Here is a 24,145-nt window from a genome sequence, read left to right as displayed (position 1 = left end):
AATCCTCGTTGCATGCTCAGCGTAATGGCTGGATTGTGAAAGAGCCTCCAGCTAGTGGGCGTGTAAGCGTGATCACGCCATCTGAGCTTGCCATGGCCCCCATCGCTGCCGAGATCAATGCTTCGGCGAGAAGAAGACCTACCTAACGCTCGGCGTATAAAGCGCATATACCCGCCTAACAACAGCTTGGCTGTCCATCTGATCACAACCTTGCCTTATCCAGAGTTCTTGCAAACTAACTGATCTGTTGTGTCTTGATGGCTGCCTCCATCAGCATCTTGGCTAGGATAGGAGTGGGTTCGCTGTGCCGGATCAGCAAGCGCAGGGGATAGAGCGTGCGGCCGCCATTGATCGGAATCAGCTTTAATCCTGGTACGCTGGCAGCGAGATAGGAGGGGTAGGGCATGATGCTGCAGCAGTAGCTGGCTAATTGCGAAGAGCTGTTTATGTATAGAAGTGGGTTAACGAAGACTGAAGAAGATCAGTGGTGTTGTCGTGGAAAGGAGAGAAGATGCATAAACGAAAAAAGCCCGTTTAGGGCTTTAGAAGTGGCTCCCCGAGCAGGACTCGAACCTGCGACCAACGGATTAACAGTCCGCTGCTCTACCGACTGAGCTATCAGGGAACATCGTGTCGATGGGCCGCTATAATACGTTTTTTTCTTTTTATGTCAAGGGCTTGTCGATGGTTTATAAAATTTTCTGTAAGCGCTCAATCGCCTTTTCAAGATCAGATTGTGCGGCGGCAAATGAAAAGCGTACATAGCCAGTCAAGCCAAAGGCTGAGCCCGGTACCACGGCTACCTTGGCCTGTTGCAGCAACCATTGGCAGAAGGCGACATCAGTTGTGAGCTGGTGCTGATCCATAGCCTCTCGCACATTGGCAAAGAGATAGAATGCACCTTGGCTTGGCAGGCAGGAAACTCCAGGTAGATTATTTAGTTGTTCGAGTAGCCAGGCGTGACGAGTTTGGTAACTCTGGCAAAAGAGGGTAATACAGTCTTGTGGACCCTGTAGCGCTGCCACTGCCGCTGCTTGAGAAATCGAGCAGGCGCAGGAGGTGCTTTGCGACTGCAAGGTGCCGAGGGCTTTAATGAGAGAGGCTGGGCCGAGGGCATAGCCAAGGCGCCAGCCAGTCATGGCATAGGCTTTAGAGACGCCATTGACGATGAGCGTTCTGTCGGCCAGGTCGGGAGCAATCTCAATAAGGGTGTGGAATCCGTCGGGATGCCAGCAAAAAGGCTCATAAATATCATCGCAAAGGATCCACAACTCAGGCCATTGGCGTATAACGGTGGCTAATTCTGCCAATTCCTGACGGCTATATACCTGCCCGCTGGGATTGTTGGGTGAGTTTAAAATAAGCAGTTTGGTTTGCTGATTTAAGTGTTGGCGCAACTTAGTGGCACTGAGTTTAAAATGCTCGCCTTCGTCACATTCCACGATCACGGGAATGGCGTCAGCACAGCGGGCCATGTCAGGGTAGGACACCCAATAGGGAGCGGGAATCAGCACTTCGTCGCCGGCGCTCAGGATCGCTAAGAAAGCACTATAGATAGCCTGTTTGCCGCCGCAGGTGGCAATGATCTGTTCGTTATCATAGTGAAGGCTAAAATCACGACGATACTTGGCGGCAATGGCCGCGAGTAGCTCTGGTGTGCCGGCTACAGGGGTATAACCGGTTTGACCACTACGCATGGCCTCAATGGCGGCTGTCTGAATATGCTCAGGAGTGGCAAAGTCCGGTTCTCCCGCTGCGAGGGCAATGATATCCTCGCCTGCTGCGATAAGTGCCTTCACTTCTTTGGTTAGCAAAGCGGTGGGGGAGGTATGTATATGTTGAAGGCGCTGGCTTAGCGTCACTGCCATGTTAAGCCCTCTTTGTTGTGAGGTGGTAGCGGACTGCCGCTCTTATAACAAGGAAGCCGGGGAGCGTAAACCGATGTCGGATAAAATTCAGTTAGTGAGTAAGTTTAGTCCTTCAGGGGATCAGCCTGAGGCGATTAAAAAGTTGAGCCAAGGATTGGAGGCCGGCTTAGCTGCTCAGACTCTTCTTGGGGTAACTGGCTCGGGTAAAACCTTTACCATGGCTAATATTATTGAGAAAGTTCAGCGTCCAACATTGATCATGGCTCACAATAAAACGTTGGCAGCGCAGCTCTACGGTGAGTTTAAGGAGTTCTTTCCACATAATGCGGTGGAGTACTTTGTCTCTTATTACGACTACTACCAGCCAGAGGCCTACGTTCCATCCTCCGATACCTTCATTGAAAAGGATGCATCGGTTAACGAGCATATTGAGCAGATGCGTCTTTCCGCCACCAAAGCGTTGTTAGAGCGGCGCGACACTATCATTGTGGCCACGGTTTCTTCTATTTATGGTTTGGGCGATCCGCAAGCTTACCTACAAATGGTGTTGCACCTGGTGCGTGGCGACAAAATTGAGCAGCGCTTTATTCTGCGACGCTTGGCGGAACTGCAATATACCCGCAATGATATCGACTTTCAGAGGGGGACATATCGGGTTCGTGGTGAGGTTATTGATGTGTTTCCCGCTGAATCTGACCAGGATGCACTGCGGATTGAGCTTTTTGATGATGAGATAGAGTCATTACGTTTGTTTGATCCTTTAACAGGCAGGGCTGGGCAGAGCCTGCCGCGCTTTACTATCTATCCTAAAACACACTATGTCACTCCACGGGAGACTCTGCTGCAAGCTGTAGAGGCTATTGAGGCAGAGTTGCATGAGCGCTTGCATCACTTGCGTGAGGCGGGGCGTTTGGTTGAGGCGCAACGCTTAGAGCAACGGACACGCTATGATCTGGAAATGATCCGTGAGCTAGGGTACTGCAACGGCATAGAGAACTACTCGCGCTACCTGTCGGGCCGGCAACCAGGCGAGGCGCCTCCTACTCTATTTGATTACTTGCCGCCAGATTCACTACTTATCATCGACGAGTCTCATGTCACCATTCCTCAGATTGGGGCGATGTATAAGGGGGATCGTTCTCGTAAGGAAACTCTGGTGGAGTATGGTTTCCGTTTGCCTTCTGCCCTCGATAACCGCCCTATGCGTTTTGATGAGTGGGAACGGATAGCGCCTCAGATGGTGTTCGTATCAGCAACACCATCGGATTATGAGGCGAGACACGCGGGGCAGGTAGTAGAGCAGCTAGTGAGGCCCACGGGATTGCTGGACCCTGAGGTGGAGATACGCCCTGCGGGTACCCAGGTGGATGACCTGCTCTCTGAAATTCATCTGCGGATTGCGGATAAAGAGCGTGTGCTAGTGACTACGCTAACCAAGCGGATGGCAGAGGATTTAACTGAGTATTTGAGTGAGCATGGCATCAAGGTGCGTTATCTGCACTCAGATATCGACACAGTTGAACGGGTGGAAATTATCCGTGATCTGCGGCTAGGGGAGTTCGATGTGCTAGTAGGGATTAACCTACTGCGAGAGGGCTTGGATATGCCGGAGGTCTCCTTGGTGGCGATTCTGGATGCCGATAAAGAGGGTTTCCTGCGCTCCGAACGTTCTTTAATTCAGACGATTGGTCGTGCGGCACGTAATGCGAAGGGGAAAGCTATTCTCTATGCCGATCGTATTACTGGCTCGATGCAGAAAGCGATAGATGAGACGGCTCGCCGTCGAGAGCGTCAGCATGAGTTCAATGTGGCCAATGGTATTACTCCCCAAACGATTTTGAAGTCGGTGCAGGATATCCTGGAGGGGGCGGTTGCTCCTGGTAAGGGGAATAATAGAGGTAGGGCGCAGCGCAAAGTAGCGGAGCCGAGTGCAGACTACCAAGCAGCTGCGCCGCAGGATTTGGCGGCATTAGCCAAGCTGATTAAAAAGCTTGAGCAAGAGATGTTTGCCGCTGCGAAGGCTCTGGAGTTTGAAAAGGCAGCGCAGCTGCGGGACAAGGTGCAGGAGCTTAAAGCACAGATTCCGTTATTGGAAAGCTAAGTCTTTGAAGTGCAGGAAAAAGTTAGTAAAAAGGGGTTGCGCCACAACGCGGTCTGGGTATAATGCACGCCAGCTTAACGCGACAGGACTATAGCTCAGTTGGTTAGAGCACCACCTTGACATGGTGGGGGTCGCTGGTTCGAGTCCAGTTAGTCCTACCAGATTTGAAGGCCATGACGAAAGTCATGGCCTTTTTTGCTTTTGGCTACAGTGACTATGCTTATGAGAGAGTCCGTTGGTTGGGTATGCGAACGGTGAGGGCATTGTTTGGCAGGAGAGCTATCTCTGTGTTCAGTTTGCTATGGCGGGATTGGTGCAATCGCTAAGCCGATTGAAATGAGGTATTCTGGCCCCATCTTTCCTCCGCCCCTGCAATAAGAAGGAAGCGGTATTATGTCTGCGGCGCAGTTAATAGATGAAGTATGGCGCATCGTGAAGGATGAAGCCCTGGCACAAACGAGCACAGAGCCGATGTTGGCCAGTTTCTTCCACTCCACGATTTTGAATCACGATGACATTAGTTCAGCGCTAAGTTTTCACTTAGCTAACAAGCTGGACTGTCCCACGGTGCCTGCTATCACCATCCGCGAGATTATTGCCGAGGCCTTTGCCAATGACCCCTGCATTCTCCACTCCGCTTGCGCGGATATTAAAGCCACGGTAGAGCGGGACCCGGCAGTGAATGAATATCTAGTGCCACTGCTGTATTTAAAGGGTTTTCATGCCTTGCAGGCGTATCGTGTGGCGAATTGGTTATGGAAGCAGAACCGCAAAACCTTGGCGATTTTCTTACAAAACCAGATCTCCGTGGTATTTGGCGTTGATATCCATCCTGCTGCCCGCATCGGTAAGGGAATTATGCTTGACCATGCTACCGGTATTGTTATCGGGGAAACTTCGGTAGTGGAGGATGATGTCTCTATCCTGCAGAACGTTACCCTGGGGGGGACGGGTAAGGAGTCGGGGGATCGTCATCCCAAGATTCGTGCTGGGGTGCTGATCAGTGCCGGAGCTAAAGTCTTAGGCAATATTGAAGTGGGGAATGGTGCCAAAATTGGTGCAGGGAGCGTGGTGCTGAAGCCCGTGCCTCCCCATACCACTGTGGCAGGGGTGCCGGCAAAAGTGGTTGGGGTGCCGCGTACTGATAAGCCTGCACTGGATATGAACCAGGACTTTGACCCCTGTGAGGAGCTGCTGGCTCACACTAAGTAGGCTAAGCAAGGTATATAGGAAAAGGGAGGCTTGTGCCTCCCTTTGTTTTTGACAGTGCCAGAGAGTTAATCGTCTTCGCCGTCGGTGTCTGCCAAAGCATAGGCGCGGACAGATTTAATCAGATTGTCTTTTATTTGCAGGGTCTCGAAGCGGTAGTTGGCAATCTGTACGCAGGTGTTGGCGGTAGGGATCGCTTCAAGATGCTCAACAATCAGGCCGTTAATGGTTTTGGGGCCTTCAGTTGGTAGCAGCCAGTTTAGCGACTTGTTGATGTCGCGAATGTTGGCGGTGCCATCAATGATCACACTACCGTCTTCCTGGTGAACAATGTCCTGATCCTCCTTGGCATCTTTGTTGGATAGTTCTCCAACAATCTCCTCCAGAATATCCTCTAGGGTAATGGCGCCAATCACATCGCCGTATTCATCAACTACTAGGCCCAGACGTTTACTTTCCCGTTGGAAGTTAAAGAGTTGGGTGTGGAGCGAGGTGTTTTCCGGAATAAAGTATGCGGGAAAACTTTCATTCAAAAGATCCTGCTTGCTCAGATCGCGGCCATGCTTCAGTAGGCGAGCAACGCTGCGCATATGGAGGACGCCAAGCACGTTATTGATATCGCCCTGGTAAATGGGGAGGCGGGTATAACGGCTGCGAGAAATCTGTTCCAGTATTGTTTCCAGCTCATCTTCCAGGTCAATGCCGATGATTTCATTGCTGGGGATCATGATGTCATTCACGCTGACATGTTCAAGATCAAGAATGCTCAGTAGCATGTCCTGATTACGGCGTGGCATCAGTGCACCGGCTTCATGCACTAAAGTGCGCAGCTCTTCAGTGCTGAGGTGGTCATTCTGATCTTTGCGGTGCAGGCCTAGCAGCTTCAGGATGGCATTGGTAATGCTGTTGACTGTCCAGACGCAGGGGTAGAGCAGCTTTAAAATGGGGCGCAGTAAAATGGCTGCAGGGAAGGCAATGCGCTCGGGATGAAGTGCAGCCAGGGTTTTTGGGGTAACCTCGGCAAAAATCAGGATGACCAGAGTCAGCACTGCGGTGGCAATCGCAATGCCAGCATCGCCCCACAAGCGTACGGCAATAACAGTAGCAATGGCGGAGGCAAGAATGTTAACGAAGTTGTTGCCGATCAGAATGACGCCAATCAGGCGGTCAGGACGCTCCAGTAGTTTGCTGGCGCGTAATGCTCCCCGGTGTTTGTTTTTGACCAAGTGTCGCAGCTTGTAGCGGTTGAGCGACATCATGCCGGTTTCGGATGCAGAGAAAAAAGCAGAACACAAAATAAGCAGGCCTAACAACAATAGTAAGGCCGATATAGGAAGGTCGTTCAAGACGGAGTGAACCTCGTTTCACTGAGCTGAAAGGCTGTTGTATTCATTCCCATTGGGGCTGTCAAGCGCTGCCCAGTACAAACTCCAGTACCCACTTGCTGCCAAAGAAGCCCAGCATCAACAGAATAAAGCCGCCAAGGGTCCAGCGCACCGCGGTACGGCTGCGCCAGCCGAGACGATGATGGCCCCATAGCAGGATGGCAAAGAGTACCCAGGCTAACAGAGAGAGTAGGGTTTTGTGGACGAGGTGCTGGGCGAAAAGATTTTCTACAAAAATAAAGCCGGTCAGTAGGCCAAGGGTGAGCAGTACCATACCACCCCATACCAATTCGAATAACAGCTTTTCCATGGTCTGCAGTGGAGGAAGTGATTTGACAATGCCGCTAGGATGATGGTGTTTCAACTGCCAGTCTTGGCGAGCAAGTAGTAAGGCCTGAATACCGGCTAACGCCAGTAGGGCGTAGGCCAGCATGGAGGCAAGAATATGGATCAGCACCCCGGGATGGTAATGTTTAGCACTGCCGTGTTGAGGAAGTAGCCACTCTAGCGCCAAGGTCAAAATAGCAACGGGTAAAATAATGACCAATAGGTTTTCCAGTGGCCGAGTTAGGCTGCTTACTACCACCAGAGAGACTAAGACAATTGCCATTAAAGATGACAGGCTGACAAAGTCTAGTAGCCAACCCTCGGGGGTGAGCATACCCTGACTAAGGAGAATCGCTTGGCTTACGGCGCCTAAGGCAGCTAAAGAAAGCACCAGGGCTTTACTGGCTTGCGGACGATTGAGCAGGGCACAGCCTTGCCAATATCCAGCGCAAGAGTAGGCAATGACAGCTAATAACGAAGTGACGATCAACAACATGTGGGCAATCCAAGGCTCCAGATCGGGCAGAGACATTCGTCCCTTGTCGGTGTGTCGGATATAATAGCCGAAAATTTTGCAATGCAGGTACGTTTGCCCAGCGTACCTGATACTGAGGTTTCCTATGTTTGACAACTTAAGTGAGCGCTTAGGGCGCACCCTGAAACATATCACCGGTCAAGCCAAGCTGACGGAAGATAACGTCAAAGATGCATTGCGCGATGTGCGTATGGCGTTGCTGGAAGCGGATGTTGCCTTACCGGTGGTGAAGGAGTTTATCGCCAAGGTTAAGGAGCGCGCGATTGGGCAAGAGGTGACCCGTAGCCTGACGCCTGGCCAGGTGTTCGTCAAAATAGTTCGTCAGGAGTTGGTCACCATCATGGGGGAGGCCAATGAAGAGTTAAACCTGGCCGCTCAGCCGCCGGCGGTGATTATGTTGGCGGGTTTGCAGGGGGCGGGTAAAACGACTTCAGCAGCCAAGCTGGCGCGCTACCTGAAAGAACGTAAGAAAAAGTCCGTCATGATGGTATCGGTAGACGTCTATCGTCCCGCTGCGATTAAACAGCTGGAGACGTTGGCAGCGGAGGTTGGGGTGCATTTCTTCCCCAGTTCGCCCGAGCAGAAGCCTGCTGACATCGCTAAGGCAGCGGTCCAGCATGCCAAAATTCAGCACCATGATGTTGTGCTGTTGGATACGGCAGGTCGCCTTCATGTTGATGAGGCGATGATGGAGGAAGTGCGTCAGCTGCATGCCCAGGTTAAACCGGTGGAAACCCTGTTTGTGGTGGACTCCATGACCGGTCAGGATGCGGCGAACACGGCTAAGGCTTTCAATGATGTATTGCCATTAACCGGTGTCATTCTTACTAAGACCGATGGTGATGCCCGTGGTGGGGCAGCGTTGTCTGTTCGCCATATTACGGGTAAGCCGATTAAATTTTTGGGGGTGGGGGAGAAAACCGAAGCGTTGGCGCCCTTCCATCCAGATCGTGTTGCTTCCCGTATCTTGGGGATGGGCGATGTGCTCTCGCTGATCGAGCAGGCGGAGCAAAAGCTTGATAAGGATAAAGCAGAACAGCTGGCGACGAAGTTAAAGAAAGGTAAAACCTTTAACCTGGAAGACTTCCGTGACCAATTGCAGCAAATGAAGCAAATGGGCGGTATGGGTAGCATCATGAGCATGATGCCTGGCATGGGACAGCTTAGTCAGAATGCTGATCTGGGCCAGGCGGAAAAAATGTTTAAGCAAATGGAGGCGATCATTAACTCCATGACGCCGGGAGAGCGTCGTAATCCTGATGTAATCAACGGCTCGCGTAAGCGTCGTATTGCACAGGGCTCCGGCACCCAGGTGCAGGATATTAACCGGCTGCTGAAGCAGCATAAACAGATGCAAAAGATGATGAAGCAGCTGACCGCGAAAGGTGGCTTGAGCAAGTTAATGCGTGGCATGAAGGGAATGTTGCCCCCTGGAATGGGTGGCGGTATGCCGCGTCTTTAACAGGAGCTAGACAATTTCGGCAGACTGTGCAGTTTTAATACAGTTTTTCCTTCCATCTTCAGGGCGCTTTGCGTAGAATGTGGCGCCTTGTGACTCGGTTATGTCCCTTAAAAGCTTAGCCGGTTTCCCAAACAGTGGGCGATGTCAAAACCCACTCGGACTCAGTAAGAGGATCGAACGTAGTATGGTAACTATTCGTTTAGCTCGTGGCGGCTCTAAAAAGCGTCCTTTCTACCACATCACCATCGCTGATCAGCGTAATGCTCGCGACGGTCGTTTTATTGAGCGAGTGGGTTTCTTCAATCCCTTGGCTCGTGGTCAGGAGCAGCGCCTGAGCATCAACCTGGAGCGTGTTGCTTACTGGACGCAGCATGGTGCACAGCCCACCGATCGTGTGGCTCAGTTGATCAAAGAGGCCAGCAAGGCCGCTTAATCAGTTGCGTGTTGTAGAGCTGACATATTCAATGGCAAACAAAGACACTCTGTTGGTTGGACGTATCACCTCTGTATATGGGGTGAAAGGATGGGTGAAGATCTACTCCTATACCCAGCCGTTAGAAAATATCTTTGCTTATGAGCCTTGGACGTTACAGCTCAATGGTCAAGCGTTGGCAGTAAATATTGATCAGTGGCGTACCCATGGTGAGGGCCTTGTAGCCCATATCAAAGGGTGTGACGATCGAGATCTGGCTCGCAGTTATTGCGGAGCAGAAATTTACATCGAGCAGGAGCAGTTGCCCGCCTTGGAAGATGGCGAGTTTTACTGGCATCAGCTCGAAGGGTTACAGGTAGTCAATTTGCAAGAGCAATTGCTGGGGCGAGTTGATCACCTGATGGCTACCGGTGCCAATGATGTGCTGGTTGTAAAGCCCTGTGTTGGCAGTGTGGATAAGCAGGAACGTTTGATTCCTTATTTACCTGACAACATCGTGAAGGAAGTGTTGCTGGAACAGGAACGCTTGGTGGTCGATTGGGACCCCAGTTACTAAGCCTATGTGGATAGGCTTGATTTCTCTGTTTCCAGAGATGTTTCGAGCGGTTAGTCACTACGGTGTAACCGGTCGAGCGGTCAGACAAAACAAACTGACCTTGCAGTGTTGGAATCCGCGTGACTTTACGTATGACCGACACCGCACCGTGGATGATCGCCCCTATGGCGGTGGCCCAGGCATGTTGATGAAAGTCCAGCCATTGCAGGATGCCATCAATGCAGCCAAGCAGGCTGCCCCCGTTAAGCCTAAGGTGATCTACCTCTCCCCCCAGGGGCGGGTGTTGGATCAGCAGGGCGTGGCAGAGTTGGCACGTGAGCCGGCTTTGTTACTGGTTGCAGGGCGATATGAAGGTATTGATGAGCGGGTAATTCAAACCCAGATTGATGCTGAGTGGTCCATTGGTGATTTTGTGCTGAGTGGCGGTGAGCTGCCAGCCATGGTGTTAGTCGATAGCGTTGCCCGCTTAGTACCGGGGGTGCTAGGTAAGCAGGAGTCGGCAGAGCAGGATTCTTTCAGTGCAGGCTTGCTGGATTGTCCGCACTATACACGACCTGAATGTTATGAAGGGCTTGAGGTACCTCCCGTTTTGTTGGGGGGCAACCATCAACAGATACGTCAGTGGCGGTTGCAGCAACAATTAGGACGTACTTGGTTAAGACGTCCGGAGTTGTTGGCCCGTCAGACATTGACCAACGAACAGCAACGGCTTTTGACAGAATTTATCCACCAACACCGCCAGACACAGCGACAGGGTGAGGTGGAAACTACATTAGGAGCGAGCGATGAGCAGCAAGAACCTGATCATTCAGCAAATCGAAGCTGAACAAATGAATAAAGAAGTACCTGCCTTCGGTGCCGGTGACACCCTGGTGGTACAAGTACGTGTTAAGGAAGGCGATCGTAGCCGTCTGCAGGCTTTTGAAGGTGTAGTCATTGGCAAGCGTAACCGCGGCCTGAACTCTGCTTTCACCCTGCGTAAGATTTCTCACGGCGTAGGCGTTGAGCGTACTTTCCAGACTTACAGCAACCAGATCGAAAGCATCCAGGTTAAGCGCCGTGGTGACGTTCGTCAGGCTAAGCTGTACTACCTACGTGACCTGTCTGGTAAGGCTGCGCGTATCAAGGAAAAGATCGTTATCAAGAACACCGACGCTTAATTGCGAGGTTTTCTATAAAAAGGTGGCTTAGGCCACCTTTTTGCTTTCTGGGGGAGCGATGGGCGAGCAGGATTATTTGCAGCTTTATCTGGATGCGTTGCGCTATGACCGCCAGCTAAGTGAGCATAGCTTGCAGGCTTATCAGCAGGACTTGCTGATATTGAATGCTTGGTTAATAGAGCGGGACAGAAACTGGCAGCAAGTTGAAGTGCTGGACTTGCAGCAATGCTTGATTGCATTGCAAGAGCGAGGCAGTAAGGCCAGTTCACTGGCGCGTTATCTTTCGGCTTGGCGTGGCTTTTTTCAGTATGGGGTCGAGCAAGGTTGGTGGGGACAAGATCCTAGTTTGCATCTAAGTGCTGGTCAGCGACAGCGTCCCTTACCCAAAAGTTTGGCTGAATCGGATGTAGAGGCACTGTTGGAGGCCCCCGATGTGGCAACGACTTTAGGCTTGCGTGACCGTGCCATGCTGGAAGTGTTATATGCAACTGGCTTGCGAGTGAGTGAGTTGGTGGGTTTAAGTGTGCCGCAGTTGAACATGCAGCAAGGGTGGTTGCGGGTATGGGGCAAGGGTAGCAAGGAGCGCTTGGTGCCCTTAGGGGAGCAGGCGTTACAGTGGCTAGAGCAGTATTTACGTCAGGCTAGGCCGTTGTTACTGGGGGCAGAGGCTGAGGTGTTATTTCCCAGTCTGCGCGGCGGTTATATGACTAGGCAGACTTTTTGGTATGTGATTAAAAAATACGCTAAAGAGGCGGGAATTGCTGTCAATCTGTCGCCCCATACGCTGCGGCATGCCTTTGCTACTCATTTGGTGAATCATGGCGCAGATTTGCGGGTAGTGCAGATGTTGCTTGGTCACAGTGACTTATCCACCACGCAGATTTATACCCATGTCGCTAAAGCCCGTCTGCAACAGTTGCATGCTGAGCATCACCCGCGCGGTTAGGAACTTTTTCGCAGTTTGCTTGACTAAGCCTGAAAGCTCTTGGGTATGATGCGTGTCTTTGAGCCCAAAGAGAGAGTTGGTGGTCAGGCCACCCGTCATCGTTTTGTAGGAGCAATGGATCAATGTGGAAATATGCCCTGGTGGCCGCTTCCGTCTTGTTGAGCGCCCAGGTAAGCGCCGGTGAAGCTGAAATTCGTGCCCGTTTGGATAAAGCTTATCCCGGCCTGCCTATTAATTCCGTGCAGTCAGCGCCGATGCCGGGATTGTTTGAAGTCAGCTTGGGCACGGGCGATGTGCTCTATACCACTGAAAATGGAGAGTACTTTGTGGTGGGTAATCTTTATCAGGTGACGGAGCGGGGGTTCAATAACCTGACGGAAGCACGGCAAAATCAGGAGCGTCAAGCTTTGCTAAAGGAGCTGGATGCTAATGAGGCGGTGGTGTACCCCGCAAAGGGGGAGGTGAAAGCCCGTTTGCATGTTTTTACCGATGTGGACTGTGGCTACTGCCGCAAACTGCATAAAGAGATCCCGGAACTGAATGCCGCAGGGGTGGAGGTGCGTTATCTGGCCTTTCCTCGAACTGGGATAAACTCACCTACTTATCACACCATGGTATCGGTCTGGTGTGCTAAAGATCAGCAACAGGCGATGGACTTGGCCAAAGCGGGTAAGCAGCCGGAAAAGCTGAGCTGCGATAATCCGGTGGCCAAACATTATATGCTTGGTAAGCAAATGGGTGTGACAGGCACACCTGCTTTAGTATTTGAGAATGGTGAGTTGGTACCGGGTTATATGCCGGCAGCTAACTTGCTTCAAGCCTTAGGGTTATAAGTCTATAGCCCCGCTGTCGTTGACAGGGGGGCTTCCCCTTCGTAATGTTTAGCCTCCTGTGCTGGGCCATCTTGGCCCCTCTCCCGTTGTAGCGGGGAAAGTCACATCGCTGGGGATGCGAGTGGCTCATTACATTAATGGGGAATGATCTTGAAACCTGTGAAAGTTGGCCTCTGTGGCCTAGGTACCGTGGGCTCTGGTACCTTCAACGTATTAAAACGCAACGCCGAAGAAATCTCCCGCCGTGCTGGTCGTCAGATCCAAATTGATTTGGTTGGTGCCCGTCGTGACCATGCTGACTGCAACCTGACTCAGGTGCGCCTCACCCGCGATATTTTTGACGTGGTGAAGGATCCGGAAATCGATATCGTGGTTGAGCTGATCGGTGGTTATGAGACCGCTTATGAGCTGGTGATGACCGCGATTGCAAACGGTAAGCATGTCGTGACAGCGAATAAAGCGCTGATCGCCGTCCATGGTAATGAAATCTTTGCTGCAGCCCAGGAAAAGGGCGTGATGGTAGCCTTTGAAGCCTCAGTTGCGGGTGGCATCCCCATTATTAAAGCCATCCGTGAAGGGTTAAGTGCAAATGCCATCGAATGGGTGGCGGGCATTATTAATGGCACGGGTAACTTTATTCTGACGGAAATGCGTGACAAAGGGCGTGACTTTGCGGATGTACTGCAAGAAGCCCAAGCTCTGGGTTATGCCGAAGCGGATCCGACTTTCGATGTGGAAGGTATTGATGCCGCCCACAAACTCACCATCCTTGGCTCGTTAGCCTTTGGCATCCCCCTCCAGTTTGATAAAGCCTACACCGAAGGTATTAGCCGTATTGCGCCTGAGGATGTGAGTTATGCCGAGGCCCTGGGCTATCGTATTAAGCATCTGGGTATCGCCCGTCGTACCGAGCAGGGGGTAGAGCTACGAGTGCATCCGACCCTGGTACCGGCCAAGTGTTTGCTGGCCAATGTAAATGGCGTGATGAATGCGGTGATGGTAAAAGGCGATGCCGTTGGCCCCACTCTGTATTACGGTGCCGGAGCGGGTGCAGAGCCGACAGCTTCTGCCGTCGTAGCAGATTTGATTGATGTGACTCGGGCGTTAACTGCAGACCCGGATAACCGAGTGCCTCATCTGGCATTCCAGCCATCTCATTTGTCTGATGTGCCGGTGTTGGCGGCGGAAGATATTCATACTGCTTACTACCTGCGCATGCAGGTGCGGGAAAAGCCTGGTGTGTTGGCGCAAATCACCCGCATTTTCAGTGAGTACGACATCAGCATTGAAGCTCTGCTGCAAAAAGAGCATGGGCATGCCAACGCCCCTGTCATCATTCTGACTCAGCGTGTCAGAGAAGGATTAATGAATGAAGCGCTGGCTGCTATCGAGCAGCTGGAAGATGTACTTGGCTCCATTACCCGGATGCGGGTGGAGCAGTTGGATTTAGCCTAAGCGGGAGAGTCGCAATGCAATATATCAGTACCCGTGGTCAGGCGGCTAAGCTGGGCTTTGAAGAGGTATTGTTGGCCGGTTTGGCCAGCGATGGTGGGCTTTATGTGCCCGAACAATTACCACACTTTAGTGCAGAGCAAATCGCCAGCTGGCGTGGTCTGAGCTATGACCAGTTAGCTTTTAATATCCTGCAGCCTTTTGTGGCAGGGGCGATCAGCGATGATGAGTTTAAAACCATGCTGCAGGAAACCTATGCCGGTTTCCGCCACCAGGCAGTTGCGCCGCTGGTGCAGCTGGGTGCCAATGAGTGGGTGTTGGAGTTATTCCATGGCCCGACCCTGGCCTTTAAGGATTTTGCCCTGCAGTTGCTTGGACGCTTACTGGATCATGTGCTCGCGAAGCGGGGCGAGCGTCTGGTAATTATGGGAGCGACTTCCGGTGATACCGGTTCGGCGGCGATTGAAGGCTGTCGTCACTGCGCAAATGTGGACATCTTTATTCTGCATCCCTATCAACGTGTCTCTGAGGTGCAGCGCCGGCAGATGACCACAGTGTTGGCAGATAATGTCTACAACATCGCTCTGGAAGGTAATTTCGATGATTGCCAGCAGATGGTGAAGGACTCTTTTGCCAATCAGGCCTTCTTGCAGGGGGCTCGTTTAGGTGCGGTTAACTCGATTAACTGGGCGCGTATTATGGCCCAGATCGTCTACTACTTTGCGGCTGGTTTAGCGCTGGGGGCGCCTGCGCGTCCAGTTTCTTTCTCGGTACCTACCGGCAACTTTGGCGATATTTTTGCCGGTTACCTGGCTAAGCAGATGGGCCTGCCTGTTGCGCAGTTGGTAGTGGCGACGAACCACAACGACATCCTTCACCGTGCCATCAGTGGCAATGATATGAGTCGCCAAGGGCTAGTGCACACGCTGTCACCCTCAATGGACATCATGGTTTCCAGCAACTTTGAACGCTTACTGTTCGATGTGTATGGTCGTGATGGCGCGGCGATTGCTGATCTGATGAATCGTTTCCGCAGCGAGTCAGTGCAACTGGAGCCAAGTCGTTGGCAACAGGTACGGGAGCTATTTGATAGTTACCGGGTGGATGATGTGCAGACGGTGGCGACTATTGCCAGTGTTCATGCGGAGAACGGCTATTTGTTGGATCCTCACACGGCTATAGGCGTGCAGGCCGCGCGGGCATGTTGGAAGGATGCCAGCATTCCCATGGTGACCCTGGCCACCGCCCATCCGGTTAAGTTTCCGGATGCGATTGTGCAGGCCCAGCTGCAAGCCCCCACATTGCCGGAGCATATGCAGGATCTACATCAGCGTGAAGAACGTTATCAGGTGCTGGCGAATGATCTGGCCAAGGTACAAGGCTATATGGCGGATTGCTTGGCAAAAGCCTAATCAGTCAGCAGCATGGATGATCTATGGTTCTATCTGAGTAAAGCCTTTTGGTTTGTCAGCCGCCCCGAACATGCGGGGCTGCTGATACTGTTACTCGGTTGGTGGTTATTGCCGCGTATGGCCCGCTTGGGTCGTTGGCTGGTGGGCTTGGTCGTTTTTACTGCCTTGCCCTTCAGTGTTTGGCCGCTGGCCGATTATCTGCTTATCCCCCTTGAACAGCGTTTCCCAACCCTAGGCGTGCAACAGCCCTGGCCTGAACAGGTTGCCGGTATCATCGTCCTCGGTGGTGGAGAGGAGGCAGAAATGTCGGCTGCCCGGGGCACCGTTGAGTTTAACTGGGCGGCTGAGCGTTATACCTCGATGCTGGCGTTGATGCAGCGCTATCCTAAGGTGCCGATTTTGGTCAGTGGCGCCAGTGGCAATCCGCTGGCGGAAAAGATTAGTGGTGCCCGGGTAGTGCAGCAGTGGCTGCAGGAGTCGGGCATTACTCACCCGGTATTCTTTGAGCACCAAGCGCGTAATACCTGGGAAAATGCTTCCCGTCTACAGAGTTGGCGTGAGCAGTATCCAGGCAACTGGTTGTTGGTTACATCCGCTTATCATATGCCCCGAGCGATGGGTGTATTTCGACAACAGGGATGGCAGGTGTTAGCCATGCCTGTTGATTATCGTGCCTATCCTGCAGGGCAGCAGCGTATCAATGCCAACCTTGCAGAGAATCTGTTTCTATTATCGGTTGCTCTGCGGGAGTGGGTCGGTTTAACAGCCTACTACTGGGGTGGCCGCTCATCGGCGTGGCTACCAGCCCCCTGAGCACGCTAAGGACATACATGACGGATAAACTCATTCAGCAGCGGCCTTTGCCGGCTCAGTTGCCTGCTGGTTTGCATGGGCTTTCTCCTTTATTGCAGCGTATTTATGCTGCCCGTGGTGTTGAACATGTTGATCAGCTACAGCGTGGTTTGCAGGCCCTGGCAGGGGTGCAGCAACTGCATGGCCTGGAAGAGGGGGTCAGCCTGCTGACGACGGCGATTGAGCAACAGCAACACATTTGTATCGTTGGTGACTTTGACTGTGATGGCGCAACCAGCACTGCCCTGGCGATTTTGGGCTTGCGTGAGTTGGGGGCCCGGCGGGTCAGTTACCAGGTGCCGAATCGTTTTGAGCATGGTTATGGTCTCAGCCCTGAGCTGGTGGCGCAGATGCCGGCCGATATCGATCTGGTGGTCACGGTGGATAATGGTATTGCCGCTCATCAGGGAGTTGCCGCGGCACAGGCACGAGGTTGGCGTGTCTTGGTGACGGATCATCACCTGGCTGGTGAGTCTTTACCTGCCGCGGATGCCATCATTAACCCGAATCAACCAGATTGTGCATTTCCCAGTAAAGCGCTTTGTGGTGTAGGGGTGATGTTTTATGTGCTGGTGGCGCTGCGTCAGCGGTTACGTGAGCGCGGACACTTTACTGGCGAACCCCCTAATCTGGCGCGTTTTCTGGATTTAGTGGCCTTGGGTACGGTGGCGGATGTGGTGCCATTGGACAGCAACAATCGAATCCTGGTCCATCAAGGTTTGCAGCGTATTCGGGCCGGCCAGGCGCGACCGGGCATTCAAGCCCTGCTACGGGTGGCGGGGCGGGTACCCTCAATGTTGACGGCCGCGGATCTCGGTTTTGCGATTGGCCCCCGATTAAATGCGGCGGGGCGTCTGGATGATATTTCGGTGGGCATTGAGTGTCTGCTGACGGAGTCTGAGCAGTTGGCTAATTTTTATGCCGATCAGCTGAATGAAATGAACCTAGCTCGGCGGGAAATAGAGCAAGATATGCAATATCAGGCCTTGCAGGAGTTGGAGCGGTTAGAGCTGAACCAGCAAGATCTACCTTGGGGATTGGCGCTTTATGACCCGGATTGGCATCAGGGCGTGATAGGTATTCTGGCGTCACGGATTAAAGATCGTACTTATCGTCCGGTGATCGCCATGGCCCGAGGAGAGCGGGGTGAGGTAAAGGGTTCTGCTCGCTCGATCCCTGGCTTGCATATTCGTGATGCCTTGGCAGCAGTCGATGCGCGCCATCCTGGCTTGTTGCAGCGTTTTGGTGGTCATGCCATGGCAGCTGGATTGACCTTGGATGAGGCTGATTTGGCTCAGTTTCGGCAAGCGTTCGATGTTGAAGTACGGAATCGCTTACGGCCTACCGATTTACAGGCCATCTTGGAGACCGATGGTGAGCTTCCACCGGCTTTAATGAACCTTGATACTGCCTGGTTGTTGCGTCAGGCGGGGCCCTGGGGGCAGCATTTCCCTGAACCTCTGTTTGAGGGGGAGTTTGAGTTACGCCAACAGCGGATTGTCGGGGAGCGACATCTGAAGCTGGTGGTGGGTAACAGTCAGGGGCAGTGGGAAGGGATTCATTTCAATGCGGATTTGCGTCTCTGGCCTAGCCAAAGTCGCCGTGCTCGTTTGGTTTATCGCTTAGATATCAATGAGTTCCGTGGTGAAACTCGTCTACAACTAATGGTGGAATATTTGCAAGCCTGCTAAGGTGGTAACAATTTTGCCTGTGCGACCTGTTTTGTAGGTTTTCGGTACGGGGGACTAGAGCCCCTCTCGGCCTGTGTTAGTATCCGATCAACCGATAACCACAATAACAATCACGGAATCCTACTATGCAATGTCTATCTCTACGGGACTTCTATCACATGTCCCGTCATGCCCTCAGTGAATGGCGCAATAATTAGTCTGCCAACGTTTCCAGTGTAAGCATTGGGTCTACACTTGCTAGATCGGCTATGCTTGCCTCTAGATTTTTGTCGAATCTCATTCGTTTGAGATGAGAAAAGCATTTTAAATCAGCTAGGTACCTACCTATGAGCCAACCTACCCTTGAAGTCACGGGACTGAGTAAATCCTTCGGCCAGCACCGCGTGTTGTCAGATGTCTCTTTGAGTGCGAACAAAGGGGATGTGATCTCTATCCTCGGATCGTCCGGCTCAGGGAAGAGCACTTTTCTACGCTGCTTGAACTTGTTGGAAATGCCTAATGCCGGTGATGTGCGGGTAAAGGGTGAGTTGATTCGGATGAGTCAACAGGATGCCAAAGGTGAGCGTAAGCCCCTTGATATGCGCCAGGTAGAGCGTATTCGGGCGCAGCTGTCGATGGTGTTCCAAAGCTTTAACCTCTGGGGTCATATGACCGTACTGCAAAATATCATCGAAGCACCGGTGAATGTATTGGGGCAATCCAAGGCTGAAGCTACAGAGCGTGCCGAAGCCTTGTTACAGCGTGTCGGCCTCTATGAGCGTCGTGATTACTATCCGGCTCACCTCTCTGGTGGTCAGCAACAGCGAGCAGCGATTGCCCGGGCGCTGGCAATGGATCCGGAAGTTATTTTGTTTGATGAGCCTACCTCTGCCCTGGACCCAGAGTTAGTCGGTGAGGTGCTGAAGGTTATGCGTGAGCTGGCAGAGGAAGGGCGCACCATGATGGTGGTAACCCACGAGATGTCCTTCGCCCGTGACGTGTCCTCTGAAGTGGTGTTCCTACACCAGGGCCGCTTGGAAGAAAAAGCGACCCCGCAAGAGTTTTTCCAGAATCCCCGTTCTGAGCGGGTTAAACAGTTCCTGTCCTCTCAATACTGAGCAGGAAGTCTCACAGAGCAACTCCAAGGAGAATAAAACCATGAAGAAACTCCTGACCGTCGCCGCCATCGTGGTGGGTATGAGCACCATGCAGGCTCAGGCTAAGGAATGGGACAAAATTCGTATCGGTGTTGAGGGGGCTTACCCTCCTTTCAGCTGGACCACCCCAGAGGGTGAGCTGAAAGGCTTCGATATTGATATCGCCATGGCCCTGTGTGAAGAAATGCAGGCTAAGTGCGAACTGGTTGCCCAGGATTGGGACGGCATTATTCCGGGTCTGTTGGCGCGTAAGTACGATGCCATCATCGCCTCCATGTCGATTACTGAGGAGCGCAAGCAGAAAGTTGCCTTCTCTAATAAGTACTACCACACCCCAGCGCGTTATGTAGCGGCCAAAGGAACTCAGCTGGAGTTCACTAAAGAGGGGCTGAAGGGTAAGAAAATCGGGGTGCAGCGTGCCACTATTCACGACAGCTACCTGACCGATAACTTTGGTGATGGCGTGGAAATCGTCCGCTATGCCACTCAGGATGAAGCCTATCTGGATATGAAGGCGGGCCGTGTGGACTTGCTGCTGGCGGATTCTGTAGCCCTGCAGGATGGGTTCCTGCGTAAGGAAGGTGGCGATGCCTATGAGTTCGTTGGCCCCTCTCTGACCGATGTGAAGTGGTTCGGTGAAGGTGCGGGTATTGCGATCCGTAAGCAGGATACCGACCTGGTTGAGAAGTTTAACCAAGCGATTTATGCCATTCGCTCCAAGGGTGAGTATGAGCTGATCTCTGACCGCTATTTCGACTTTAACGTCTACGGCGCAGAGTAATCGCAAGAGGTTGTGGTCCAGGGAGGGGCCAAGCAAGCTCGTTATGGGCTTGCCAGCCAACCCGGCACAGCCGGGAACGACAAAGAGGGGTAGTAGGAGCTCCTCTTGTCAGCCCAGTCTGTGACTGCGGCGGTGAGCAGTCATTCTTGAGTGGAAGAAGCATCCATGTTCGATTTGCAAGGTTACGGTGGAACCATTGCCTATGGCGCACTGATCACATTGGAAGTGGGATTGGCCTCTCTGGTACTGGCGTTGTTACTAGGAATGCTGGCGGCGGTGGCAAAAATGTCTAGCATTGCCCCCCTGCGTTGGCTGGCCGGTATTTATACCACCGTGATTCGGGGGATACCCGATCTGGTGTTAATGCTACTGATTTTCTTCGGTGGGCAGGTGCTGATTAATGACCTGGCTTACCGGTTAGGTTATGACGACTATATCGACATTAACCCCTTCGTGGCAGGGGTAGTGGCCATCGGCTTTATCTTTGGTGCCTATATGGCCGAGACCCTGCGCGGTGCCTATCTGGCTGTGGACAAAGGGCAGCGAGAAGCGGCTTTGGCTTATGGCATGCGCCCTGGCCAAGTATTCTTCCGTGTGATGCTGCCACAGTTGCTGCGCCATGCCCTGCCCGGGTTAGGTAATAACTGGCTGGTATTGCTGAAAACCACCGCGCTGGTTTCGGTTATCGGTTTGGATGACATGGTACGTAAAGCCAGTCTGGCGGCAGGGGCAACGCAAATGCCCTTCACCTTCTATCTATCGGTTGCGGTGATTTTCCTGGTGTTCACCTCCATCTCCGTGTGGTTGTTGAATTTGGCAGAAACACGCCTGGGTCGTGCTTACCGGAGGGGCTAAGATGGATTTCAGTATTATTTGGGCAAACTGGCCCCTCTATCTGGAAGGCTTGTGGACCACCGTGCAGTTGGTGGTGTTAGCCCTGTTGATCGGTCTGGCCATCGCACTGCCAATGGCCCTGATGCGCCAGTCGAGCAATCCCGTTCTGAAGGGATTGGCCTGGAGTTACATTTACTTCTTCCGTGGCACACCACTGTTGGTGCAGATGTTTATCATCTACTACGGTTTTGGCCAGTTGGCCTGGATTAAATCCACCTGGATGTGGATTTTCCTGCAGGAAGCCTACTTCTGTGCACTGTTGGCATTTACCCTCAACACTGCTGCCTATACGGCTGAGATTATTCGTGGCGCCATTGCCACCACCCCCCACGGAGAGGTGGAAGCGGCTATTGCCTATGGTATGAGTCGCTGGCAGCGCATGCGCCGCATCATCCTCCCCAGTGCTGCTCGCCGTGCTCTGCATGCCTACAGCAATGAAATTATCTTTATGTTGCACGGTAGCTCAGTTGCCAGTGTGATTACATTGGTGGATCTGACCGGAGCGGCTCGTATCGTCAATTCGCGTTACTACAGTCCTTTTGAGGCCTTCATCGCCTCAGGTGTCCTGTATCTGCTGATGACCTTCCTCATCGTGTGGGGGATTAAACTGGCAGAGAAGCGTTGGCATGCGCACTTACGCCCGCGTACTCATTAAGGATTGATATTTCAGGATAAGTACCCTCTATCATGCTGACGCTGATTAAACAGGCTAAGGTTTATGCCCCAGAGGAACTGGGGCAGCGGGATATTCTCTGTGCCGGTGGCAAAATACTGGCGATTGAGACGGAGATTAAGCTGGATACCAGTGTGCCATGCCAGCAGGTGGAGGCGGCAGGGCGCTTAGCGATACCCGGAATGGTCGACTCCCTGGTGCACTTTACCGGAGGGGGCGGTGAAGGCGGCCCCCATACCCGCACGCCGGAACTGCGCTTGTCGCAAGCGATTGAGGCAGGCGTTACGACCTTGATCGGGGCGCTGGGCACTGATTCAGAAAGCCGCTCGCTGGCGGAACTGGTGGCGAAGGCGCGCGCGCTGAACCATGAGGGCGTTAGTGCATACTGCCATACCGGCTCTTACCAGATCCCGGTAAAAACTCTGACTGGGAGTGTCGAGCGCGACCTGTTGCTGGTGGATATCATGCTGGGGGTGGGAGAGGTGGCGGTGGCTGATCATCGTTCTTCACAACCGACTCTTGATGAACTGAAAAAGGTGGTGGCCGCTGCTCGGGTGGGGGGCATGCTGGCGGGCAAAGCTGGCACGGTGTTGGTTCATATGGGGGATGCTCCCGATCAACTGGATTTGCTCGAAGCCCTATTTGCCAGCACGGATATTCCTCGACGCCAGTTGCAGGTTACCCATGTCAATCGTAGCCGTAGTTTGTTTGAGACTGCGATTGGCTATGCCAAGCGCGGTGGCTTTGTCGACTTTACCACCAGTACTACCCCTGAACTCCTGAAGTGGGGGGAAGTCGAGTGTGGGGAAGGCTTGCGTGAAATGCTCGCTGCCGGTGTGCCCCTTAGTCAAATCAGCTTTAGCTCGGATGGGCAAGCCAGCTTGCCGGTGTTTGATGGTGAAGGGAATCTGGTAGGGTTGCAAGTGGGTCAGCTTGCCTCCCTGTGGCAGGCAGTACAGGATGCGCTAGCCGCCGGTGTACCCTTGGCACAGGCATTGGCTGTAGTAACCGCCAACCCTGCACGCTTGCTGGGGTTAAAACAAAAGGGGCGTTTACAGGCAGCCATGGATGCCGACTTACTGCTGGTACAGCCCGATAGTTGGCGAATTGATTCCGTGATGGCCAAAGGGCGTTGGTTGAAGTTAGACGGCCAGGAACTGGCCAAAGGCACCTTCGAGTAATCTCACCCTGCAAAACGGCAGCTTTGGCTGCCGTTTTAGCGTTTATACCTGGGCCATCTTCGGCTAAAATTGCGCGTTCTTTTTTAACGATGCAGTGATGGAAGGCCCGGATGGAAATCAATCCTATCGTGAACCGTATTAAAGACCTCCAGGAGCGCACGCTGGCGCTAAGGGGGTATCTTTGACTTCGATACTAAGCAAGAACGTTTAGTCGAAGTTGAACGCGAGCTGGAAGACCCCAGCATCTGGAATGACCCCGAATACGCACAGAATCTGGGCAAAGAGCGGGTGTCTCTAGAAAAAGTGGTAAGCACCCTTCGTGATCTGACTCAGGGCCTGGTGGACGTGAAGGAATTGCTGGAGATGGCGGCCGAGGAAGAGGACGAAGCCACGGTGGCCGATGTCGAGTCAGAGCTGGATAGCTATCAGGCGCAGCTGGAAGACTTGGAGTTTCGCCGTATGTTTGCCGGTGAAATGGATCCCAATCATGCTTTCTTGGACATCCAGGCGGGTTCGGGTGGCACAGAGGCTCAAGATTGGGCCAGTATGCTACTGCGCATGTACCTGCGTTGGGGTGAAGCCAAGGGCTTTAAAACCGAGCTGATCGAGGTATCAGACGGTGAAGTCGCGGGTATCAAAAGTGCCACCATTCGTTTTGAAGGTGAATACGCCTACGGCTGGCTACGTACTGAAACCGGCGTACATCGTCTGGTGCGCAAGTCTCCTTTCGACTCGGGCAATCGCCGCCATACCTCGTTCTCGTCAGTGTTTGTCGCCCCGGAAATAGACGATAACGTGCAAATCGATATCAACCCCGCAGATTTGCGCGTCGACGTGTATCGCGCCTCCGGTGCCGGTGGTCAGCACGTTAACCGAACTGAATCAGCGGTACGTATTACCCACATGCCTTCTGGCGTGGTGGTGGCTTGCCAATCCCAGCGCTCCCAGCATCAGAACCGTGATTTCGCGATGAAACAGCTGAAAGCCAAGCTGTATGAGCTGGAAATGCAAAAACGCAGTGAGGCAGCCCAGGCCCTGGAAGACTCCAAGGCGGATATCGGCTGGGGCAGTCAGATTCGCTCCTATGTGTTGGATGATGCGCGGATTAAAGACTTGCGCACTGGGGTGGAAACCCGCAACACCCAGGCGGTACTGGACGGCGACCTGGATAAGTTTATTGTCGCCAGCCTCAAGGCCGGCCTCTGATCTCACCTTTTAGATGACCAGCGGCAGCCAAGCAGGCTGCCGTGACATATAC

The 24,145-nt window shown here is 52.9% G+C and carries 23 protein-coding genes and 2 tRNA genes; 20 read left to right on the top strand and 5 right to left on the bottom strand.

The window, feature by feature from the left end; translation table 11 throughout:
• Positions 1 to 235: 235 nt before the first annotated feature.
• The 3 genes from Q334_RS20455 to Q334_RS0115430 form a co-directional block, all read right to left on the bottom strand.
• Positions 236 to 406 (bottom strand): hypothetical protein, encoded by a 171-nt coding sequence (locus tag Q334_RS20455; protein WP_155889010.1) that lies wholly within the window; start codon positions 404 to 406, stop codon positions 236 to 238.
• 143 nt (positions 407 to 549) lie between these two features.
• A tRNA-Asn gene (locus Q334_RS0115435) sits at positions 550 to 625 on the bottom strand.
• 64 nt (positions 626 to 689) lie between these two features.
• Positions 690 to 1,868: a pyridoxal phosphate-dependent aminotransferase gene (locus Q334_RS0115430; RefSeq protein WP_027314003.1), complete on the bottom strand. Its 1,179-nt coding sequence runs from the start codon at positions 1,866 to 1,868 to the stop codon at positions 690 to 692.
• Between the two features lie 73 nt (positions 1,869 to 1,941).
• Between Q334_RS0115430 and uvrB the strand changes: the two genes are divergently transcribed.
• The 3 genes from uvrB (at position 1,942) to cysE (ending at position 5,181) form a co-directional block, all read left to right on the top strand.
• Entirely contained in the window at positions 1,942 to 3,969 is a 2,028-nt protein-coding gene (uvrB, locus tag Q334_RS0115425) for an excinuclease ABC subunit UvrB (protein ID WP_027314002.1), read from the top strand.
• An 84-nt stretch (positions 3,970 to 4,053) separates the two neighbouring features.
• A tRNA-Val gene (locus tag Q334_RS0115420) sits at positions 4,054 to 4,130 on the top strand.
• Positions 4,131 to 4,362: 232 nt separating this feature from the next.
• On the top strand, positions 4,363 to 5,181 hold the full coding sequence (gene cysE, locus Q334_RS0115415; RefSeq protein WP_027314001.1) for a serine O-acetyltransferase: 819 nt from the start codon (positions 4,363 to 4,365) through the stop codon (positions 5,179 to 5,181).
• A 65-nt stretch (positions 5,182 to 5,246) separates the two neighbouring features.
• Here cysE and Q334_RS0115410 read toward each other — a convergent pair whose 3' ends face one another.
• Together Q334_RS0115410 and Q334_RS0115405 are read right to left on the bottom strand one after the other, a co-directional pair.
• Positions 5,247 to 6,524: an HlyC/CorC family transporter gene (locus Q334_RS0115410; protein WP_027314000.1), complete on the bottom strand. Its 1,278-nt coding sequence runs from the start codon at positions 6,522 to 6,524 to the stop codon at positions 5,247 to 5,249.
• 61 nt (positions 6,525 to 6,585) lie between these two features.
• Positions 6,586 to 7,422: a cytochrome C assembly family protein gene (locus Q334_RS0115405; RefSeq protein ID WP_211249554.1), complete on the bottom strand. Its 837-nt coding sequence runs from the start codon at positions 7,420 to 7,422 to the stop codon at positions 6,586 to 6,588.
• An 88-nt stretch (positions 7,423 to 7,510) separates the two neighbouring features.
• Between Q334_RS0115405 and ffh the strand changes: the two genes are divergently transcribed.
• The 17 genes from ffh (at position 7,511) to prfB (ending at position 24,093) form a co-directional block, all read left to right on the top strand.
• On the top strand, positions 7,511 to 8,887 hold the full coding sequence (ffh, locus tag Q334_RS0115400) for a signal recognition particle protein (RefSeq protein ID WP_027313998.1): 1,377 nt from the start codon (positions 7,511 to 7,513) through the stop codon (positions 8,885 to 8,887).
• 184 nt (positions 8,888 to 9,071) lie between these two features.
• Positions 9,072 to 9,320, top strand: a complete 249-nt coding sequence (gene rpsP / locus Q334_RS0115395; protein ID WP_027313997.1) for a 30S ribosomal protein S16 — start codon at positions 9,072 to 9,074, stop codon at positions 9,318 to 9,320.
• A 31-nt stretch (positions 9,321 to 9,351) separates the two neighbouring features.
• Positions 9,352 to 9,876 (top strand): ribosome maturation factor RimM, encoded by a 525-nt coding sequence (gene rimM, locus Q334_RS0115390; RefSeq protein ID WP_027313996.1) that lies wholly within the window; start codon positions 9,352 to 9,354, stop codon positions 9,874 to 9,876.
• 4 nt (positions 9,877 to 9,880) lie between these two features.
• Complete coding sequence (gene trmD, locus Q334_RS19425) at positions 9,881 to 10,702, top strand: tRNA (guanosine(37)-N1)-methyltransferase TrmD (protein ID WP_051527858.1); 822 nt, start codon at positions 9,881 to 9,883, stop codon at positions 10,700 to 10,702.
• Complete coding sequence (rplS, locus tag Q334_RS0115380) at positions 10,662 to 11,036, top strand: 50S ribosomal protein L19 (RefSeq protein WP_027313995.1); 375 nt, start codon at positions 10,662 to 10,664, stop codon at positions 11,034 to 11,036. Before trmD ends, rplS begins: the two co-directional genes overlap by 41 nt.
• A gap of 58 nt (positions 11,037 to 11,094) precedes the next feature.
• Positions 11,095 to 11,982: a site-specific tyrosine recombinase XerD gene (gene xerD, locus Q334_RS0115375; RefSeq protein WP_027313994.1), complete on the top strand. Its 888-nt coding sequence runs from the start codon at positions 11,095 to 11,097 to the stop codon at positions 11,980 to 11,982.
• Positions 11,983 to 12,104: 122 nt separating this feature from the next.
• Positions 12,105 to 12,815 carry a DsbC family protein gene (locus Q334_RS0115370; RefSeq protein ID WP_027313993.1) on the top strand — a complete coding sequence of 237 codons (711 nt, stop codon included), beginning with the start codon at positions 12,105 to 12,107 and terminating at the stop codon, positions 12,813 to 12,815.
• A 150-nt stretch (positions 12,816 to 12,965) separates the two neighbouring features.
• On the top strand, positions 12,966 to 14,270 hold the full coding sequence (locus Q334_RS0115365) for a homoserine dehydrogenase (protein ID WP_027313992.1): 1,305 nt from the start codon (positions 12,966 to 12,968) through the stop codon (positions 14,268 to 14,270).
• 14 nt (positions 14,271 to 14,284) lie between these two features.
• Positions 14,285 to 15,679, top strand: coding sequence for a threonine synthase (gene thrC, locus Q334_RS0115360; protein ID WP_027313991.1), 1,395 nt, complete (start codon positions 14,285 to 14,287; stop codon positions 15,677 to 15,679).
• Positions 15,680 to 15,691: 12 nt separating this feature from the next.
• On the top strand, positions 15,692 to 16,492 hold the full coding sequence (locus Q334_RS0115355) for a YdcF family protein (RefSeq protein ID WP_027313990.1): 801 nt from the start codon (positions 15,692 to 15,694) through the stop codon (positions 16,490 to 16,492).
• A gap of 17 nt (positions 16,493 to 16,509) precedes the next feature.
• Complete coding sequence (gene recJ / locus Q334_RS0115350) at positions 16,510 to 18,222, top strand: single-stranded-DNA-specific exonuclease RecJ (protein ID WP_027313989.1); 1,713 nt, start codon at positions 16,510 to 16,512, stop codon at positions 18,220 to 18,222.
• A gap of 326 nt (positions 18,223 to 18,548) precedes the next feature.
• Complete coding sequence (locus tag Q334_RS0115345) at positions 18,549 to 19,319, top strand: ABC transporter ATP-binding protein (RefSeq protein ID WP_027313988.1); 771 nt, start codon at positions 18,549 to 18,551, stop codon at positions 19,317 to 19,319.
• Positions 19,320 to 19,359: 40 nt separating this feature from the next.
• Positions 19,360 to 20,139, top strand: a complete 780-nt coding sequence (locus Q334_RS0115340) for an ABC transporter substrate-binding protein (protein WP_027313987.1) — start codon at positions 19,360 to 19,362, stop codon at positions 20,137 to 20,139.
• Between the two features lie 165 nt (positions 20,140 to 20,304).
• A complete protein-coding gene (locus Q334_RS0115335) occupies positions 20,305 to 20,994 on the top strand; it encodes an ABC transporter permease (RefSeq protein WP_027313986.1) in 690 nt (229 codons plus the stop codon).
• Position 20,995: 1 nt separating this feature from the next.
• The gene (locus Q334_RS0115330; RefSeq protein ID WP_027313985.1) at positions 20,996 to 21,688 is read left to right on the top strand and encodes an ABC transporter permease; all 693 of its coding nucleotides are present in this window, start codon (positions 20,996 to 20,998) and stop codon (positions 21,686 to 21,688) included.
• 32 nt (positions 21,689 to 21,720) lie between these two features.
• On the top strand, positions 21,721 to 22,887 hold the full coding sequence (gene iadA / locus Q334_RS0115325; RefSeq protein WP_027313984.1) for a beta-aspartyl-peptidase: 1,167 nt from the start codon (positions 21,721 to 21,723) through the stop codon (positions 22,885 to 22,887).
• Positions 22,888 to 22,997: 110 nt separating this feature from the next.
• Positions 22,998 to 24,093, top strand: a protein-coding gene (gene prfB, locus Q334_RS0115320) for a peptide chain release factor 2 (protein ID WP_155889009.1) whose coding sequence is annotated in 2 segments (ribosomal slippage) — positions 22,998 to 23,069 and positions 23,071 to 24,093 — 1,095 coding nt in all. Because the reading frame shifts where the segments join, the coding sequence is not laid out codon by codon here.
• Positions 24,094 to 24,145 lie beyond the last annotated feature (52 nt).

The sequence above is a fragment of the Balneatrix alpica DSM 16621 genome (assembly GCF_000619885.1).
Taxonomy (GTDB): Bacteria; Pseudomonadota; Gammaproteobacteria; order Pseudomonadales; family Balneatricaceae; genus Balneatrix; species Balneatrix alpica.
The sequence above is the reverse complement of the archived record's forward strand: the minus strand, read 5'-3'. Positions and strand labels throughout refer to the sequence as shown.

Excerpts from the sequence above, each read along its gene's own strand:
- Q334_RS0115405 (WP_211249554.1), bottom strand. The coding sequence starts at position 7,422 with ATGTCTCTGCCCGATCTGGAGCCTTGGATTGCCCACATGTTGTTGATC.
- xerD (WP_027313994.1), top strand. The coding sequence starts at position 11,095 with ATGGGCGAGCAGGATTATTTGCAGCTTTATCTGGATGCGTTGCGCTAT.
- ffh (WP_027313998.1), top strand. The coding sequence starts at position 7,511 with ATGTTTGACAACTTAAGTGAGCGCTTAGGGCGCACCCTGAAACATATC.
- Q334_RS0115330 (WP_027313985.1), top strand. The coding sequence starts at position 20,996 with ATGGATTTCAGTATTATTTGGGCAAACTGGCCCCTCTATCTGGAAGGC.
- rplS (WP_027313995.1), top strand. The coding sequence starts at position 10,662 with ATGAGCAGCAAGAACCTGATCATTCAGCAAATCGAAGCTGAACAAATG.
- thrC (WP_027313991.1), top strand. The coding sequence starts at position 14,285 with ATGCAATATATCAGTACCCGTGGTCAGGCGGCTAAGCTGGGCTTTGAA.
- Q334_RS0115335 (WP_027313986.1), top strand. The coding sequence starts at position 20,305 with ATGTTCGATTTGCAAGGTTACGGTGGAACCATTGCCTATGGCGCACTG.
- Q334_RS20455 (WP_155889010.1), bottom strand. The coding sequence starts at position 406 with ATGCCCTACCCCTCCTATCTCGCTGCCAGCGTACCAGGATTAAAGCTG.
- Q334_RS0115430 (WP_027314003.1), bottom strand. The coding sequence starts at position 1,868 with ATGGCAGTGACGCTAAGCCAGCGCCTTCAACATATACATACCTCCCCC.
- Q334_RS0115355 (WP_027313990.1), top strand. The coding sequence starts at position 15,692 with ATGGATGATCTATGGTTCTATCTGAGTAAAGCCTTTTGGTTTGTCAGC.
- uvrB (WP_027314002.1), top strand. The coding sequence starts at position 1,942 with ATGTCGGATAAAATTCAGTTAGTGAGTAAGTTTAGTCCTTCAGGGGAT.
- recJ (WP_027313989.1), top strand. The coding sequence starts at position 16,510 with ATGACGGATAAACTCATTCAGCAGCGGCCTTTGCCGGCTCAGTTGCCT.
- rpsP (WP_027313997.1), top strand. The coding sequence starts at position 9,072 with ATGGTAACTATTCGTTTAGCTCGTGGCGGCTCTAAAAAGCGTCCTTTC.
- iadA (WP_027313984.1), top strand. The coding sequence starts at position 21,721 with ATGCTGACGCTGATTAAACAGGCTAAGGTTTATGCCCCAGAGGAACTG.
- trmD (WP_051527858.1), top strand. The coding sequence starts at position 9,881 with ATGTGGATAGGCTTGATTTCTCTGTTTCCAGAGATGTTTCGAGCGGTT.
- Q334_RS0115370 (WP_027313993.1), top strand. The coding sequence starts at position 12,105 with ATGTGGAAATATGCCCTGGTGGCCGCTTCCGTCTTGTTGAGCGCCCAG.
- Q334_RS0115340 (WP_027313987.1), top strand. The coding sequence starts at position 19,360 with ATGAAGAAACTCCTGACCGTCGCCGCCATCGTGGTGGGTATGAGCACC.
- cysE (WP_027314001.1), top strand. The coding sequence starts at position 4,363 with ATGTCTGCGGCGCAGTTAATAGATGAAGTATGGCGCATCGTGAAGGAT.
- Q334_RS0115345 (WP_027313988.1), top strand. The coding sequence starts at position 18,549 with ATGAGCCAACCTACCCTTGAAGTCACGGGACTGAGTAAATCCTTCGGC.
- rimM (WP_027313996.1), top strand. The coding sequence starts at position 9,352 with ATGGCAAACAAAGACACTCTGTTGGTTGGACGTATCACCTCTGTATAT.